Origin of the sequence: Candidatus Enterococcus testudinis, from assembly GCF_002140915.1 — a bacterium.
Lineage (GTDB): Bacteria > Bacillota > Bacilli > Lactobacillales > Enterococcaceae > Enterococcus_D > Enterococcus_D testudinis.
Genome location: NZ_NGKU01000001.1, coordinates 670,686 through 686,563, shown reverse-complemented (window position 1 = coordinate 686,563; position 15,878 = coordinate 670,686). Strand labels below are relative to the sequence as shown.

Sequence of the window (15,878 nt, the reverse complement as noted above, 5' to 3'; positions counted from 1 at the left end):
GTCACCTCAATTTTTTTTGGTTTCTTACCTATTATACATGATTTGTCTGTGCTTTTCATCTTTCCCAAAATCTAACAACTGTTTCTTAAGAAAACTAAAAAAAGAGAAAGACTGAATGTCCTCCTCTTCCCAACTATCAATCTTCCAATAACTGAATGCCTATACCTAGCAATCCCGGTCCGGTATGCACCACTAAGGCTGGTGAGATTTGCCCAAACAAAATTTCTTTGACCTTAGGAAACTCGGCTTCTAGCCGGGCTTTCATTTCTTTGGCTTCTTGCAGCGCATCCCCTTGGGCAACAGCCAAGCGGACATGTGGATGGTCGCCAACAAACTGTTTGATTAATTCTACTGTTTTGTCCAAACTCTTCTTTCGGCCACGAGATTTGGCTACTGTATGGTAAATACCTTCTTCATTACAAGAAATGATCGGATTCAACTTTAACGCATTTCCTACAATCGATGCGACCAAACCAATCCGGCCACCTTTTTGCAAGTATTCCAGTGTCGCAACATTGAACAAGACTCTATTCTTTGGTACTTCGTTGGTGAGTTGGGCTTGCAATTGTTCCCAATCTGTTCCATCGTTTAACAATTCAGCTGCCCGAATCGCTTGCAAACCAGCTCCAATACCGATATTTTTGGTATCTAATACAAACACTTCTAAGTCTGTGCGTTGCTCTCCAAGAAGGCGAACCACATTAAAGGTCCCGCTTAATCCACTTGAAATCGTCACTGCACATACTTTTTCAAAACCATCTGCTTTGATTTGGTCAAAAATCTTACCAATCGCTTCACCATCAGGCAAAGAGGTACTTGGGATTTCTTGTGGTAAACGCGCATAGATTTCTTCTGCGGTGATATCGATTTTATCCGTATAGGTGCGGTCTTTGTAAATAATTTGCAATGGCAACATATACATTCCATACTGTTCCATGATTTCTGCGGGTACATCTGTTCCTGAGTCTACTAATAGGGCAACTTTGTCTTTATTCATGAGCGTCTCCTTTATGGGTTTCTAAATAGATTTGTTCTAAGGCAATCATTTTTTCTGCCAGTAGTTTATTTGCAAAAGATCGTGTCGCGCCTTTGATAGCGATCAATTCGACAGCAATCGGCTGTGTTTCTCTTTGTTCAGGCGCACCTGCCGCTTCTTGTCCAACGATGCGAATGGCCTTCTCCTGTTCTTCACAAAACAAATTATACGCATTGCGAATACCGACTACTTTGCCTTGGAATATAATCCCAGTCTTGATTTCTGGTATGGTTAAGACTTGCTTCAACATCGTGATCGCAATCAAAAAAGCCAGATGTTTTTGATTATAGCGTTTTTTTTCAGGTGCGGGGATCATGCCTTTTTTGACATAGTTATTGACCATTGACGAGGTCAATAAAGGATGCTTTTCAACCTGGATGACAGGTGATAAATATTGATCAATCAATGTAATCACTTGATCCATATATAGCTCCAGTGTTGGCAGTTCGTCCCAGCGTGGGAGGTGGAATGTTGCAATTGATTCTCCCCAATTTTTGATTTCCAATTCTACATTTTTCATTGGTTCCTCCATTTAAACAATAGCGCTTAAAATCATCATAAACAAATCATCTAGTTTCGATAACTAGATATAGTTTAGCATGAAACAGACGTTTTTTAAAGAAAATCTGTGCATTTAAGCTTTTTTTAATAGAAATGAAATATGTTTAATCAATTTTGTCGGCTTTTTCTGTGAGGTTGATTATAGAAATTTTTTTAATAGAACGATTGATTTTTTAGAAACAGAGTGCTAAGATAGTTAAGTAATTTTGTTATGGGCCGTTAGCTCAGTTGGTAGAGCAGCTGACTCTTAATCAGCGGGTCGCGGGTTCGAGCCCCTCACGGCCCATTGGGTGCCAAACCCACGAGACTAGTACACTCTTGGCGCTTTCGAGCGTTTCGAAAAGAGTGTGCGTAGTCTCATTTTTTTTGTCAGTTTTCTCTTCTCTTTACATATCGATAAAAGCAGATATAATTGAATCTATGGAAAATATAGATATTTTTAAAGCGCTAGCGAATGAACACCGCCTGCAAATTCTCTATTGGTTGAAGAATCCAACAGACTATTTTGTACATGAAACAAATGTCGATATGAACGAAGTCGGTGTCTGTGTGGGCGAAATCCAAGGGAAACTTGGCTTGACACAATCTACCACCTCCCATTACTTGTCCATATTACAAAAAGCCAATTTATTAACAGCAACAAGAATTGGTAAATGGACGTATTACCGACGGAATGAAACAACGCTTAGTGAACTAAGTGCCTTCATCCATTCAGAGTTGTGATTGTCGAATGCTGGGCTTCTCCCACATTCGACACGATCACTTACTTGGAATGTTTTTTTAACTATATATATCGATAAAATTAGATATGTAGTTTTGATTATCTTTGTTTATTCGCTTTTTTTTATGCTTATTACTTTCTATTCCATGAACTTGACGACCCTAATCTATAAAAAGGAGCTCAAACAAATGACCAAAGAACTAACCGATTCAATTACCTTAAGGCATGGCGCTGTATTAAACAATCGAGTTGTTATGTCCCCTATGCAAACCCATTCGGGTTTACGTAATGGATTTGCTTCTGAAGATACGATTGCTTATTATGCTGCACGCGCGCAAGCAGCGGGCATGCTGATCACAGAATTTCATTACGTGAGCCAAAATGGCGGTCCAGCCTACGTACCCGGCTATCCTGAACAACTTGCTGCTTATTCTGATGAACATATTGATGGCTTGAGTAAAGTGGCCCATGCGTTGAAAAAGGAGGGCAATAAAGCCATTTTGCAGATCCACCATGGTGGCAGAGCGGCGATTGGCCAAGCGGTCAGCGGCCAAGATGTGGTTGCACCAAGTGCACTGGATTTTCCTTTCTTAGATTATCCTGTTCGGGCCCTCACAGATGCGGAAATCAGAAGCATTATCACAGATTTTGGGCAGGCAACGAGGCGGGCGATTGCTGCGGGTTTTGACGGTGTTGAAATTCATGGTGCCAATCATTATTTGCTGCAGCAATTCTTCTCAAAATGGTCCAATCAACGAACCGATGATTGGGGTGGTGATTTGAAAAAACGCATGGCCTTTCCATTGGCAGTTGTAAAAGAAGTCAAACGGGTGATTGCTGAAGAACAAGCTGCGCATTTCATTGTTGGCTATCGTATCAGTCCTGATGAGATTCACGGAGACAATGTCGGCTATACTTATAAAGAATCCACGCAATTGATTGCTGAAATCGTCAAACATGAATTGGACTATATCCATCTTTCTTTATGGGGTGGGTATGCATCGAGTCCAAATGGTGTCGACAGATCCTATGCATCGTTATTCAATGACGTGTTAGATGAACAAACCAAATTGATCATCGTTGGTGGCGTATTTGATGCGCACAGCGCACAAGACGCGGTTGCCCAACACACTGATTTGATTGCCGTGGGGCGTGGCACCCTTGTTGATCCTCAGTTTGCAAAAAAGATTGCTGCAGGCCAAGGGGAACAGATTTTACATGACGTTTCACCAGAAACCATGGATTATGTCAAATGGACACCGGGATTGAAAGAAGCTTTTACGCGAGAGGATGCATTAGGGTTACCTCCACTACCAGGTGGAGAAACGATTCGGGCCCTGCATACCGGTCGATTTGATATGTATCGTAAAATGTAAACTTTCAGCTACACAAAAACAAGCAGACCGCCAACACTTGAATAGTGGCAGCCTGCTTGTTTATTTGTCTATTTTTTTGTGATACTATTTGTTGATTTTACGATAATTTTCGTCGAAATAACGGCCTTCTCTAATGTCACTCGGCATTCCATCATACGGTTCTTCACTGATTACATCTTCGTTATCGATACCTGCATCGCCCATATAAGTGATGGCCGCGAATTCAGGAACCACTAATTTAGGATACGTGTCATACGTTTCTCGTGCAGCTTCCATTTCGGCAATATGTTCATTTTGGAAGGTCACTGTGATTTCTGGATGTTCTTCTACCCATTTTGGAAAGAAAATCGTACCATGTAGTTTCTTTTCATTGGGCATAAAATCCAATGCGACATCTGTACCGGTTGGCTCTGTCCAGGTGATTTTGAAGACGCCATCTGTTAGTTTCACCATATCAACCTCCTGGTCTTTGACCCAACGGCCTTTGACCATACCGCCATGGATACGGTAATCAACAGTATGGTCATTTTTTGCATACCATTCATATTCCCAACCGTTATCATAGGTATAAATAAAATGTGTGCCAATAAAATCTTCTAATTCTTTGAATTGTTTCATGCCGAAGCATCTCCTTTAAATTAACATGTAATAATTTACATGTTTTTGTTTACTTGATTATGGTAGAATGATTGTACGCATTTGTCAAGGAGGAAATATCATGGCTCGTAAAAATACATTACGCTATATATTATTAGGCTTATTAAGCAAAAAAAAGATGTCTGGTTACGATCTGCGTCAATCATTCCAAAATGAGATCGGTGAATTCTGGCAAGCACAACATAGTCAGATCTACCCAGAACTAGCAAAGATGGAAGCCAGTGGACTAATCACCCACGCCATTAAAATTTCAGGCGAAAAACTTGAAAAAAAAATCTATCAATTGACCTCTGAAGGTACGTCCGTCTTACAAGAATGGATTCATACAGCTACAGATGAACTGCCCGTCAACCGAGATGAATTTGTTTTAAAGTTATTTTTCATCAGTGATATCCACGATCCAGCCTTAATTGAGATCGTTCAACAACAGTATGACTTGCATGAAGCCAAACGCCATCATCTGGTCGCCCGAGAACGGGCCTTATTCCCGACACAAGCTGCGCAAGAAGCAAATTACGGTCATTATTTGATCCTTGCCCATGCCATCAATCGCGAAACAGAATATACGAACTGGTTGCAAGATGTGCTGGGGAAGATAACTGATTAGAAGGCGCTTGCTTTTATAAGAGAACGAAAAACGACGAACCGCTAAAAAACAGCGGTTCGTCGTTTTGACCTTATTCCCATTGCAAATCCAAATGTTCCAACATCTCTTGATACGCTGTCGCGATACGTTGCTGTGTTTCTTCATCTACCGTGTCTACAGATTTTCCGTCTGGCAAATAATCCTCTGCCAAGACGACTTGGAAATCATAGGCTTGCATTGTCCCAAATTCCCAATCATCATATGTCCGTCCTTCAATTGGTATCTTTGAGACCCATGTAGGGTGCAACGTGATATTACTCAAAAAAGTCCGCTCCCCCTCTTTAGTGACTTCAACTTCGGGGATGACACCTCGTTCTGTCCAATAATTTCCATCTAACGTTTCATACCGTTGATTCGATAGTAGATTGCCCATTGAATAAATGATAAATTTTGCTTCTCCGTCTTTATCAATGATTTCAGTTGGTTGTGCCACATGTGGATGTCCACCAAACACAATATCGGCACCAAAATCTACCATTTTGCGATAAATCGTTTGTTGCTCCTCTGAAGGTTGTTGTGCATATTCTACACCAGCTTGCGGCATGACGATCGTTATATCTGCTATTTGTTCAGCTTCTTTGATATCTGCTTCTACTTGATCCATGGAGAGATCATTCAAATACTGCGCTTGCTCCTCTTGGCTTAGATTATTTTCAAGTCCATTAAAGCCGTAGGCATATGCCAACATCGCAACTCTTATGCCTTTCACTTCCTTCACCAAGATGCCCGAGTCGTCTACATTGACCCCTATTGTATCTAAGCCAATTTCTCGAAACGCCTTCGCCGTTGATTGTAAGCCTTCAATGCCTGTGTCTAGAATATGATTATGTCCCAAATCAATGACATCGAAACCCGCATCTTTGATGCTATCCACCACATTTGGTGGTGCATTGAATAGAGGGAAACCACCAAGTTCCACCTCTGGATTGATTGTACCTTCGAAATCACCGAGAGCAAGATCAGCACCTGAGATGAGGGGTTTGATTTCTGAATAGTCATTGTCAAAATCGTATTGTTCACCGTCGTAAGCACTCATATATAACGGACGATGATACAGCATATCCCCACTTGCTGTAATCGTGATCGTCTGACTTTCAGGTGCTTTTGAGTGACTGGTTTCATCAATTTCTTTTGATGTAGTCAGCTGTGTTTCTTCTGATAGTTCTTTTGTCATCGGATGATTGCCAATCATCCCACCAAAATAAATACCTGCGATGACGACACATAGACCGACCAACACAAGTGCGTTGCGCCTGATTTTCTTTCTTTTCTGTAATCTTCGTTCTACTCTCATCTTGCCAGCTCCTTTGTTAAAACGTTTACTTTTGCATTTTCAAAAAATCGATATCTCTAATTCCATATTTACTATTCATATAAAAAATTATACTAAAGATGCCATCACTTTAATAGTAGTGATATGGTGGCAATAAAAAAAGAGCAGATATACAGCTATCCACTCTTTAGCAATTATTTTACTTTTTCCTACTTATTTTATAAGTTCCTATGATGGCTTTTGCGGTTTATCCCCCACAGGACAAGCACAATGACAATCCGAGCAACTGTCCTTTTTCCACATCTTATAAACGACCCTTGAAGCATAGCCAAATATCATTCCGCCAATAATCACCGTTGCTGTCATTTTGTCATCCCCCTATCACTTGAATCGGACCTTGCATTTTCCGACTAGGTTTCTTCACTAACGCGAAAATCATCAAGCAAAGTACCAGAAAAGCTATACATGTGACGATCGTTAGGTGTCCACCTTCAAAGATGACATGTCCTAACTGATATACAATGAAACTGGCACAATAAGCCAATCCGCATTGATAGCCAATCGCCAGCCATGTCCATTTACTATCGCCCATCTCACGATGGATCGCACCGATAGCCGCAAAACATGGGGCACATAACAAATTGAATATCAAAAATGAATACGCAGCTACTGCTGTATAATCATTTCTCAACAGTTGCCAAATTTCATTGCCGCTTTCTGAGACAGCGCCTGTTTGACCGTACAAAATACCAAATGTACCAATCACATTTTCTTTGGCGACCAACCCGGTGATCGTCGCCACTGTTCCTCGCCAAGTCCCCCAACCCAACGGTGCGAACAATGGTGCTGCTGCTCGTCCAGCGAATGCCAGAATACTCTGTTCTTCTGCAACTCTCGTCAATGTGAAATCATAACTGGAAGCAAACCAAATCACGATACAGGCAACAAAGATGATCGTGCCGGCTTTTTTGACAAAGGCAATCCCGCGGTCACACGCGCTTTTTAAAACGGAAGTCAGTTGAGGCATGTGATATGCTGGTAATTCCATAATAAAAGGGGCTGGATCTCCTGCAAATAAGGCGGTCTTTTTCAAGACGATTCCTGATAAAATGATTGCCCCCATACCAATAAAATAAGCTGACGGCGCCACCCACGTACGTCCAGGAAAAAATGCGCCAGAAATCAACGCAATGATCGGCAACTTGGCAGAGCAAGGCATAAAGGTGGTAACCATGACAGTCAGGCGACGGTCTTTTTGATTTTCAATCGTCCGACTTGCCATAACACCGGGTACCCCGCAACCTGTGGCAATCAGCATGGGAATAAATGACTTGCCTGACAAGCCGAATTTTCGGAACAAACGATCCATTACAAATGCAATACGCGCCATATACCCGCAATCTTCTAGGATTGCCAAACAAAAGAACAAGACAAATATCTGAGGTAAGAACCCTAATACTGCACCGACACCGGCAACGATACCGTCTTGAATCATAGCTTGCAGCCATTGTGCCACATGCCATTGCTGCATCGCTCGATCTAATATATCCGGAATCCAAGAACCGAATAAGACATCATTGACCCAGTCAGTCCCTAGCGTGCCAACTGTTTGAATCGACAAATAATAAATCAGCCACATGAAGAAAGCAAATAAAGGCAATGCCAATACACGATGGGTCAACACATGATCGATTTTGTCGCTGATAGATAGACGCTGATCTGCTTCTCTAATGACAGCCAAAGACAACAATCCTTCAATAAAAGCATATCGTTCATTGACCAAGATTGCATCACTGCTCTCTTTAAAGATCATTTCGGCGATTGCGATCGTTTCAGCAACTTCTTTTTTCTGTGTATCTGAAAGTTGCAGCATCTCTGCAATCAAGGTATCTTTTTCAAATAATTTAATGGCCAACCAGCGTCTTTTCTCTTCTGATAATTCTGTCGGCAAAACGCGGCCGATTTCTGACAAGGCCGACTCTAAACGAGAATCATATCTCACTACGTCTGAGTGTTGTTTGGCAGATTGTTTGGCTGCATTGATCATTTTGTCGATGCCTTGCTGTTTCAATGCACTGATTTTCACCACAGGTACACCTAATCCGTAGGATAGCTTGTCTGTATTCAGTTGAATGCCTTTTTTCTTCAGTAAGTCACTCATATTGATGGCTACTACAAGCGGTAATCCCATTTCCAGCAGTTGCAGTGTCAGATATAAATTCCGCTCCAAATTGGTTCCATCGACGATATTCAAGACCGTATCGATAGCCGCTTCCTGCAAATAGTTTCGGGAAATCACTTCTTCTGGTGTATAGGGTGACAGCGAATAGATACCAGGCAGATCCTGAATCACGATGTGTTTGTCTTTCTTGTATTTGCCTGACTTGCGCTCAACGGTTACCCCCGGCCAATTTCCGACTGTTTGCTTGGCACCTGTCAATTGGTTGAAGGTACTTGTTTTTCCACTGTTGGGATTGCCAACGAGTGCAAATTGAACCTTCATCTCTCAGGCCCTCCCTTTTCAACAAGAACATGCGCTGCTTCTTCTTTGCGCAGAGATAGCGCGTAGCCTCTGACCTGAATCTCGATTGGATCGCCCAAAGGTGCCAACTTTACGATCTTGACTGCGACATTTTTCGTCAATCCCATATCCATCAAACGGCGACGCAAGGCACCCATGGCGGCAATTTTGGCAACTCTGACTTCTTCACCGATTTGCAGTTGATCCAATGAAGTGATTTGCTTGTGTTGTGTGACAAGTACGACGTCAATTTTCTGCATCACAGATTCATCTAATGCAATGCGGTGATCTTGGCACAAGAGAATCCCGCCTTGGCGATTCTTTTCTACAATCAACACATCTGTGCCAATGCGTAAGCCCAGATTATTCAAATGAGTAGCTACTTGTTTCGTCGTATCGATTGCTTCGATACAATAGGTATAAGAGACTTGTGTTTGCGCCATTTTCATGTAAATTCGCTCCTTCGCGAGAGTCATTGTGTGAAAACACACAGGTTAATTGAGAATGATTATCACTATAATAGGGGGGTTTTTTAATAAAGTCAATATAATATGAACGATAAATTGATATTCACTTCACAATCAAATTTTTTTTTAATCATTTTGATTGCATATCTTCTGCTAGCCAACGTGATAAATGCCGATTCGACACTATATATGCCCTTATATAATTTGTATAAAAAACATAACAACACTATAAATAGTGTATTCGATTTTCACAAGCACAATATATAGTGTTTTTGGATTGACTTTCTCCGAGACTTATTTATACTAGGTTTATAAAGAAATTCACTCGGAGGTCAAACTTATGAATATTAAATTATTTTCTAAAAACAACTGTATGCAATGTAAAATGGCAAAACGCTTTTTAAGCGAAAATCAAATTGCTTTTGAAGAAGTCAATATCGATAATGAACCAGAAGCATTGGAATTTTTGAAAGAACAAGGTTTCCAAAGCGTACCTGTCATCACATCTGACGCCCAAACAATCATCGGTTTCCGTCCAGATCAATTACGTCAATTGGCGAGCTAAGAATTTTCTCAATTCGCTGTTTTTTGAGGGATTTGTCAGTCGTAAGACCGCAAATCCTTTTTTATACGTACAAAATAAGAAAAGAGGTTAGCCCGTTATGAGCTTGAAAGAAATCAAAGACGTTAGCTATTTCAAACTAAACAATGAAATCAATCGTCCCGTCGATGGTCAAATCCCATTGAATAAAGACAAAGACGCATTGGCTGCATTTTTCAAAGAAAATGTTGAACCCAACACACTGACTTTTGCGACAGCAATGGACAAAATCAACTACTTGATCGAAAATGATTATTTAGAAGAAGCGTTCATTCGTAAATACGATCCTGCCTTTATTGAAAAACTGTATCAATTCCTAGATGAGCAACACTTCACCTTCAAATCATTTATGGCTGCCTATAAGTTTTATTCGCAATATGCCTTGAAAACCAACGACGGTACTGCTTATTTAGAACGTTATGAAGACCGTGTCGCATTCAACGCCCTTTATTTTGCTGATGGCAACGAAGAATTGGCACTCAATTTGGCTGATGAAATGATTTATCAACGCTATCAACCAGCAACACCTTCATTCTTGAATGCTGGCCGTAAGCGTCGTGGTGAATTGGTTTCTTGTTTCTTGATCCAAATCACGGATGACATGAATGCCATCGGCCGCGGTATCAATTCGGCATTGCAATTGTCTCGTATCGGCGGCGGCGTTGGGATCACCTTGTCCAACTTACGTGAAGCTGGTGCACCCATCAAAGGCTATGAAGGTGCCGCCAGCGGTGTGATGCCAGTCATGAAATTGTTTGAAGACAGCTTTAGTTATTCTAACCAATTAGGCCAACGTCAAGGCGCTGGTGTCGTTTACTTGAACGTCTTCCATCCTGATATCATCAGTTTCCTATCTGCAAAAAAAGAAAATGCCGATGAAAAAATTCGGGTGAAAACATTATCTCTTGGTGTGATCGTTCCGGATAAATTTTATGAATTGACACGTCAAAATCAAGATATGTATTTATTCAGTCCCTACAGCGTCGAGAAAGAATACGGCGTACCGTTTTCTTATGTTGATATCACGAAAGAATATGACAACCTTGTTGCCAATCCACGGATCCGCAAAACCAAAATTCGTGCCCGGGATCTAGAAAACGAGATTTCTAAATTGCAACAAGAATCAGGTTACCCTTATATCATCAATATTGATACAGCCAACCGTTCAAACCCGATCGATGGCAAAATCATCATGAGCAACTTGTGTTCTGAGATTCTGCAAGTACAAGCACCTTCTGAGATCAATGGCAAACAAGAATATGAAGTCCTTGGTACAGATATTAGCTGTAATTTAGGCTCTACCAATATCGTCAATCTGATGGATAGCCCTGATTTTGGTCGTTCTGTCAAAGCCATGACGCGGGCGCTGACCTTTGTAACGGATGCTTCTGATATTGATGTTGTTCCTTCTATTCAAAACGGCAATGCATTGAACCATACGATTGGTTTGGGGGCGATGGGCCTACACACCTATTTTGCCAAAAACCAAATGCAATACGGTTCTCCTGAATCGATTGAATTTACGGATCTATACTTTATGCTTCTAAATTATTGGACTTTGGTTGAAAGCAATGCCATCGCCACTGAAAAAGGCGAAGTCTTCCATAACTTTGAAAAATCAGCATATGCAGATGGCAGTTACTTCACGAAATATATCGAAGGGTCTTATCAACCAACTTCTGATAAAGTCAAAGCACTCTTTGAAGGCATCTTCTTACCTACTGGTGAAGATTGGGCAACGTTGGCACAAACCGTCAAAGAAACGGGCTTGTATCATCAAAATCGCTTAGCTGTCGCGCCAAATGGTTCTATTTCATATATCAATGACACAAGTGCAAGTATCCATCCAATCACCCGAATGATCGAAGAACGCCAAGAAAAGAAAATCGGCAAAATCTACTACCCTGCGCCTTACTTAAGCAATGATACGATTGGGTATTACCAATCTGCTTATGATATGGATATGCGCAAAGTGATCGATGTCTATGCCACTGCGCAAAAACATGTCGATCAAGGAATGAGCATGACCTTGTTTATGCGTTCAGATATTCCAGAAGGCTTGTATGAATGGAAAGAAACCACAAAACAAACAACCCGAGATTTGAACATTTTACGTCACTATGCCTTCCATAAAGGCATCAAATCGATTTATTATGTCCGGACCTTTACCGACGATGCAGAAGAAATCGGCAGCAACCAATGCGAAAGCTGTGTCATTTGATCGTCTTATAAGCATCACGTTTATCAGCCAGCCGCTTAGTTACCCATGCGGCTGGCCCTATGCTTACAATCAGTACTGGAGGAAATGATTATGGAGACTTATTATGAAGCAATCAACTGGAATGAGATCGAAGACATTATCGATAAATCCACTTGGGAAAAATTAACCGAGCAATTTTGGTTAGATACGCGGATTCCTTTATCGAATGATTTAGACGATTGGCGCACGCTGTCTGATTTAGAAAAAACCACTGTCGGCTATGTATTTGGCGGACTGACATTACTAGATACGGTTCAGTCTGAAAGCGGCATGGATCAATTACGCAAAGATGTCCGTACCCCCCATGAAGAGGCTGTTTTGAACAATATCCAATTCATGGAGTCTGTGCATGCCAAAAGTTATTCATCGATTTTCAGCACATTGAATACAAAAGCAGAGATCGCTGATATTTTTGAATGGACCAATACAAATCCATTCCTACAAAAAAAAGCTGAGCGGATCAATGAAATTTATAAAACCGGCACACCATTAGAGAAAAAAATTGCCAGTGTTTTCCTAGAAACGTTCTTGTTCTATTCAGGTTTTTATACACCTTTATACTACTTAGGTAACAATAAATTAGCCAATGTAGCGGAAATCATCAAACTGATCATTCGTGACGAATCTGTACATGGTACATACATTGGTTACAAATTCCAACTTGGCTTCAATGAACTGCCAGAAGCTGAGCAACAATCGTTGAAAGACTGGATGTATGACTTGCTTTATGAATTATACGAGAACGAAGAACGCTATACCGAAGAATTGTATGATGAAATCGGTTGGACGGAAGAAGTAAAAACCTTCTTGCGCTACAATGCCAATAAAGCATTGATGAACTTGGGTCAAGACCCATTGTTCCCAGATACTGCCAACGACGTGAACCCTATCGTAATGAACGGGATTTCAACTGGGACAAGCAACCATGATTTCTTCTCTCAAGTTGGGAATGGCTACTTATTAGGTTCAGTAGAAGCCATGAAAGACGATGATTATTTGATTGGGTTAGACTAATCACTCCACAACGTAAAGCGCCCGAGATCATTCTTACATTGATCTCGGGCGCTTCTTAATTTATTGTTGTTGATAAAAGCGATCGTTTCTGCTAAACAAGCATTCGCCTCTTTCGTACTGTAATCAAATTGATATTCGTGGGTCACCGTATGCGCATCATTTTGATAGAAGCGGCTAGTCACAGGAATCGACAATGCAGTCAATTGGTCTGCAAAAGCGCTCTCCTGTTCTTGAAAAGAATACGCATTGCCATCGGTTAGATAACTCGGTGGAAATGCTTCTGTCAGCTTATCGATCAATGAGATTTTTTGCAGTTCATCACTCTCTTGCCACGCTTTACGTCCGAGCAAAGACCAAGCGACAGTGTGAACAAAAAATTTCATAAAGGCATCGTCTGATGAAATAGAGGTGATTTGCTTTAGTTCTAATGGCCCACAGTATGAAATAAATCCTTTGATGTTATCTGTTGCGATGTCTTTTTTTACATGCATTTCAGTGGCATACGCTGCATTGGTTTGTAACGCGACATATTGACCGGCAATTTGCCCACCAGCTGAATCCCCTCCGAAAAACAAGTGAGTAAAATCAAATTGCGGATAGTTCTCTGCGGAAGCAAGCAGGGATTGGACTGCTTGTTGTATTTGCAAAACCTGTCCCGGATACTGCAGGTCTGGTGCAGCTTCATAATTCAAAGCAATCACCGCAACTTGTGTTTTGTCTGCGATATAAGTTGCAAATTCTTTGACACCAGCTTTATCGCCGCCGACATAACCGCCCCCATGTACCCAAAACAACACAGGAACTGGTGCATCAGCTTGCTGTGGATAATACAAATCAAAGGTACTTTTTTGATAATCTGACGGATAACTTAGATCTGTTTTTACCGTCACATTTTTCAGACTTTCTTGATAAGCTGTTGGATCTTTTATCGTTACTTCTTGATTAAACATCTGGCCTATCAAAAAGGCTCCTGGGCGTGGTGACAATTGAAATGCCAGAAAAATACTCGCTACGATCAAGACGATTCCGCCAGCAAACCACAGCATAACCCGAACCAGTTTTTTCAATCAAACACACTCCTCTTTCAGTCTTCGTCCTTTTATTAAACCATGCTTATTTACTGAATACAAATGATGGCATAAAAATAGGCAAATATCCACCATTGAACTAATGGATACTTGCAAAATAGTAGTGACATACATCTTTTCTTCATTCAAAATTTGGAACAAATTTTTTACCAAGACCTTTCGAAATTTCGAAAATCAATTCTATTGAAGGATTCATTTCTCCTGTTTCGATTCTAGATATTGTAGATTGTGGTTTACCTATAATTTTAGCCAATTCACTTTGCGTTAGACCAGCATTTTTTCTTAATTCGGTCATTTGGAGCGCAAAGTCTAAGCGCTCATTTTCCAGATCAACCATTTCTTTGAATTTAGAATCTCTTTTCGATTCTTCGTCTATAAATTTCTTAACTTTACTCATGATGATCATCCTTATCTTCATATATTGTTATGCTGTATGATATTTTTTAATCAACTTAGTACCACACTCTTGAATGTAGGGATAAACTATTTATCGCCTTCAGTATTATTTCTTATCTGTTTTGCTTTTATGATTTCTTTTTTTGGTGTTTGATTCGTTTTCTTTTTGAATCCGTGGGTAATATAGTACCTGTTCTCTTTTATTTGAAAATATATTCCTCTTAAAAAGGTTTCATTTGTTCTGGTCCTAATTTCATATAAATTAGTTTCAAGCTTTTTCACCCACTGTTGCCTTCTTGCCGTTTGCAAACCAACATCTTCAATTTTTTAATCATTGTAACAAGTTTTGCTTTATCCATCTTGTTTAATGACAGCAAAAACTGATCAAACTCTTTTCCCCAATCAAAATCAGGCTTATCCAAACTATACACCTCCTAGCTATATTATCAACTGACATTTCTCTTATTTTAATATATAAATTCATGATTCACTATAAACATACAAAAAAGAGTACCCGCAGGCACCCTTTTTTCTTATATATTCTTATAAAGGCAGCATCATGAATAATCCTGCAGCTATTGCGGCACCGATAAATGGTCCGACGATTGGTACGATTGCGTAACCCCAATCAGAAGTGCCTTTGTTTTTGATTGGCAAAATTTGATGGGCGATCCGAGGTCCTAAGTCACGGGCTGGATTGATTGCATAGCCTGTTGGTCCGCCTAATGAAAGACCAATTGCTAAGATCAAGATCCCAACGACGATAGGATTCAAGCCATCGGTAAAGGTATTGGCACCAAATGCTAATAAACCAAAGACCAAAACGAATGTACCGATAATTTCTGTCATTGTGTTCGACACTAAGTTGCGGACAGCTGGTCCAGTAGCAAATGTTCCTAAAATAGCACCTTGATCTTCTGTTTCATCCCATAATGGCAAGTAGTTCAACCATACAAGAATCGCACCTACGATCCCACCTGCAACTTGTGCCAACATAAACGGTACAGCTAACGACCATTCAAAGTTGCCGGTCATGGCCATGCCCAAGGTAACAGCCGGGTTCAAATGCGCAGGTCCCATGAATCCTGATGCATAGACAGCGATTGTCACGGCAGTGGCCCAGCCCATGGCGATCACGATCCAGCCGGAGGCCTCAGCCTTACTTTTTTTCAAATTGACTGCTGCACAAACGCCGTCACCAAGCAATACCAAGATTGCGGTACCCAAAAACTCACTGAATATCTGTGTTGCATCGCTCATG

At 40.8% G+C, this 15,878-nt stretch carries 17 protein-coding genes and 1 tRNA gene; 7 read left to right on the top strand and 11 right to left on the bottom strand.

From position 1 onward, the window contains the following. Positions 1-136 precede the first annotated feature (136 nt). Positions 137-997: a DegV family protein gene (locus tag A5886_RS03375; protein ID WP_086273635.1), complete on the bottom strand. Its 861-nt coding sequence runs from the start codon at positions 995-997 to the stop codon at positions 137-139. Next, a complete protein-coding gene (locus A5886_RS03370; protein WP_179189959.1) occupies positions 990-1,556 on the bottom strand; it encodes a DUF1836 domain-containing protein in 567 nt (188 codons plus the stop codon). Before A5886_RS03370 ends, A5886_RS03375 begins: the two co-directional genes overlap by 8 nt. A 254-nt stretch (positions 1,557-1,810) precedes the next feature. Between A5886_RS03370 and A5886_RS03365 the strand changes: the two genes are divergently transcribed. The 3 genes from A5886_RS03365 (at position 1,811) to A5886_RS03355 (ending at position 3,694) form a co-directional block, all read left to right on the top strand. Continuing rightward, positions 1,811-1,883 (top strand) — tRNA-Lys (locus tag A5886_RS03365). A 134-nt stretch (positions 1,884-2,017) separates the two neighbouring features. After that, positions 2,018-2,320 carry an ArsR/SmtB family transcription factor gene (locus A5886_RS03360; RefSeq protein ID WP_086273633.1) on the top strand — a complete coding sequence of 101 codons (303 nt, stop codon included), beginning with the start codon at positions 2,018-2,020 and terminating at the stop codon, positions 2,318-2,320. A gap of 186 nt (positions 2,321-2,506) precedes the next feature. Then, the gene (locus A5886_RS03355; protein WP_086273632.1) at positions 2,507-3,694 is read left to right on the top strand and encodes an NADH-dependent flavin oxidoreductase; all 1,188 of its coding nucleotides are present in this window, start codon (positions 2,507-2,509) and stop codon (positions 3,692-3,694) included. A gap of 84 nt (positions 3,695-3,778) precedes the next feature. Here the strand turns inward: A5886_RS03355 and padC are convergent, their stop codons facing one another. Continuing rightward, positions 3,779-4,312 (bottom strand): phenolic acid decarboxylase, encoded by a 534-nt coding sequence (gene padC / locus A5886_RS03350; protein ID WP_086273631.1) that lies wholly within the window; start codon positions 4,310-4,312, stop codon positions 3,779-3,781. Between the two features lie 100 nt (positions 4,313-4,412). Between padC and A5886_RS03345 the strand changes: the two genes are divergently transcribed. Further along, positions 4,413-4,958: a PadR family transcriptional regulator gene (locus A5886_RS03345; protein WP_086273630.1), complete on the top strand. Its 546-nt coding sequence runs from the start codon at positions 4,413-4,415 to the stop codon at positions 4,956-4,958. A 70-nt stretch (positions 4,959-5,028) separates the two neighbouring features. On the opposite strand, the gene A5886_RS03340 is transcribed toward A5886_RS03345, so the two are convergent. The 3 genes from A5886_RS03340 to A5886_RS03325 all read right to left on the bottom strand — a co-directional run bounded on the left by A5886_RS03340 (position 5,029) and on the right by A5886_RS03325 (position 9,240). Beyond that, the gene (locus tag A5886_RS03340) at positions 5,029-6,291 is read right to left on the bottom strand and encodes a CapA family protein (RefSeq protein WP_086273629.1); all 1,263 of its coding nucleotides are present in this window, start codon (positions 6,289-6,291) and stop codon (positions 5,029-5,031) included. Between the two features lie 349 nt (positions 6,292-6,640). Continuing rightward, complete coding sequence (feoB, locus tag A5886_RS03330; protein WP_086273627.1) at positions 6,641-8,773, bottom strand: ferrous iron transport protein B; 2,133 nt, start codon at positions 8,771-8,773, stop codon at positions 6,641-6,643. Further along, positions 8,770-9,240, bottom strand: coding sequence for a ferrous iron transport protein A (locus tag A5886_RS03325; protein ID WP_086273626.1), 471 nt, complete (start codon positions 9,238-9,240; stop codon positions 8,770-8,772). The genes feoB and A5886_RS03325 overlap by 4 nt, the downstream gene beginning before the upstream one ends. A gap of 358 nt (positions 9,241-9,598) precedes the next feature. On the opposite strand from A5886_RS03325, the gene nrdH reads away from it, so the two are divergent. From nrdH to nrdF, 3 genes are all read left to right on the top strand, one after another. Next, the gene (gene nrdH, locus A5886_RS03320; protein WP_054117135.1) at positions 9,599-9,823 is read left to right on the top strand and encodes a glutaredoxin-like protein NrdH; all 225 of its coding nucleotides are present in this window, start codon (positions 9,599-9,601) and stop codon (positions 9,821-9,823) included. Positions 9,824-9,920: 97 nt separating this feature from the next. Then, a complete protein-coding gene (gene nrdE, locus A5886_RS03315) occupies positions 9,921-12,080 on the top strand; it encodes a class 1b ribonucleoside-diphosphate reductase subunit alpha (protein WP_086273625.1) in 2,160 nt (719 codons plus the stop codon). Positions 12,081-12,167: 87 nt separating this feature from the next. Next, a complete protein-coding gene (gene nrdF, locus A5886_RS03310) occupies positions 12,168-13,133 on the top strand; it encodes a class 1b ribonucleoside-diphosphate reductase subunit beta (RefSeq protein ID WP_179190070.1) in 966 nt (321 codons plus the stop codon). On the opposite strand, the gene A5886_RS03305 is transcribed toward nrdF, so the two are convergent. From A5886_RS03305 to A5886_RS03290, 5 genes are all read right to left on the bottom strand, one after another. Then, complete coding sequence (locus A5886_RS03305) at positions 13,130-14,179, bottom strand: alpha/beta hydrolase (protein WP_086275971.1); 1,050 nt, start codon at positions 14,177-14,179, stop codon at positions 13,130-13,132. The genes nrdF and A5886_RS03305 overlap by 4 nt on opposite strands. Before the next feature lie 163 nt (positions 14,180-14,342). Next, the gene (locus A5886_RS03300) at positions 14,343-14,618 is read right to left on the bottom strand and encodes a helix-turn-helix domain-containing protein (protein WP_256926128.1); all 276 of its coding nucleotides are present in this window, start codon (positions 14,616-14,618) and stop codon (positions 14,343-14,345) included. Between the two features lie 86 nt (positions 14,619-14,704). Then, positions 14,705-14,899 (bottom strand): type II toxin-antitoxin system RelE/ParE family toxin, encoded by a 195-nt coding sequence (locus A5886_RS16140; RefSeq protein WP_306297893.1) that lies wholly within the window; start codon positions 14,897-14,899, stop codon positions 14,705-14,707. After that, positions 14,896-15,039, bottom strand: a complete 144-nt coding sequence (locus A5886_RS16135; protein WP_306297892.1) for a hypothetical protein — start codon at positions 15,037-15,039, stop codon at positions 14,896-14,898. Before A5886_RS16135 ends, A5886_RS16140 begins: the two co-directional genes overlap by 4 nt. Positions 15,040-15,160: 121 nt before the next feature. Beyond that, the gene (locus A5886_RS03290) at positions 15,161-15,877 is read right to left on the bottom strand and encodes an MIP/aquaporin family protein (protein ID WP_086273623.1); all 717 of its coding nucleotides are present in this window, start codon (positions 15,875-15,877) and stop codon (positions 15,161-15,163) included. Between the last annotated feature and the right edge of the window lies 1 nt (position 15,878).

What these genes read in the sequence shown, in the direction of transcription:
- A5886_RS03355 (WP_086273632.1), top strand. Translation starts at nt 2,507, where the DNA reads ATGACCAAAGAACTAACCGATTCAATTACCTTAAGGCATGGCGCTGTA.
- nrdH (WP_054117135.1), top strand. Translation starts at nt 9,599, where the DNA reads ATGAATATTAAATTATTTTCTAAAAACAACTGTATGCAATGTAAAATG.
- A5886_RS03325 (WP_086273626.1), bottom strand. Translation starts at nt 9,240, where the DNA reads ATGAAAATGGCGCAAACACAAGTCTCTTATACCTATTGTATCGAAGCA.
- A5886_RS03345 (WP_086273630.1), top strand. Translation starts at nt 4,413, where the DNA reads ATGGCTCGTAAAAATACATTACGCTATATATTATTAGGCTTATTAAGC.
- padC (WP_086273631.1), bottom strand. Translation starts at nt 4,312, where the DNA reads ATGAAACAATTCAAAGAATTAGAAGATTTTATTGGCACACATTTTATT.
- A5886_RS03300 (WP_256926128.1), bottom strand. Translation starts at nt 14,618, where the DNA reads ATGAGTAAAGTTAAGAAATTTATAGACGAAGAATCGAAAAGAGATTCT.
- A5886_RS03290 (WP_086273623.1), bottom strand. Translation starts at nt 15,877, where the DNA reads ATGAGCGATGCAACACAGATATTCAGTGAGTTTTTGGGTACCGCAATC.
- A5886_RS03370 (WP_179189959.1), bottom strand. Translation starts at nt 1,556, where the DNA reads ATGAAAAATGTAGAATTGGAAATCAAAAATTGGGGAGAATCAATTGCA.
- feoB (WP_086273627.1), bottom strand. Translation starts at nt 8,773, where the DNA reads ATGAAGGTTCAATTTGCACTCGTTGGCAATCCCAACAGTGGAAAAACA.
- A5886_RS03375 (WP_086273635.1), bottom strand. Translation starts at nt 997, where the DNA reads ATGAATAAAGACAAAGTTGCCCTATTAGTAGACTCAGGAACAGATGTA.
- A5886_RS03305 (WP_086275971.1), bottom strand. Translation starts at nt 14,179, where the DNA reads ATGCTGTGGTTTGCTGGCGGAATCGTCTTGATCGTAGCGAGTATTTTT.
- nrdE (WP_086273625.1), top strand. Translation starts at nt 9,921, where the DNA reads ATGAGCTTGAAAGAAATCAAAGACGTTAGCTATTTCAAACTAAACAAT.
- A5886_RS03340 (WP_086273629.1), bottom strand. Translation starts at nt 6,291, where the DNA reads ATGAGAGTAGAACGAAGATTACAGAAAAGAAAGAAAATCAGGCGCAAC.
- A5886_RS03360 (WP_086273633.1), top strand. Translation starts at nt 2,018, where the DNA reads ATGGAAAATATAGATATTTTTAAAGCGCTAGCGAATGAACACCGCCTG.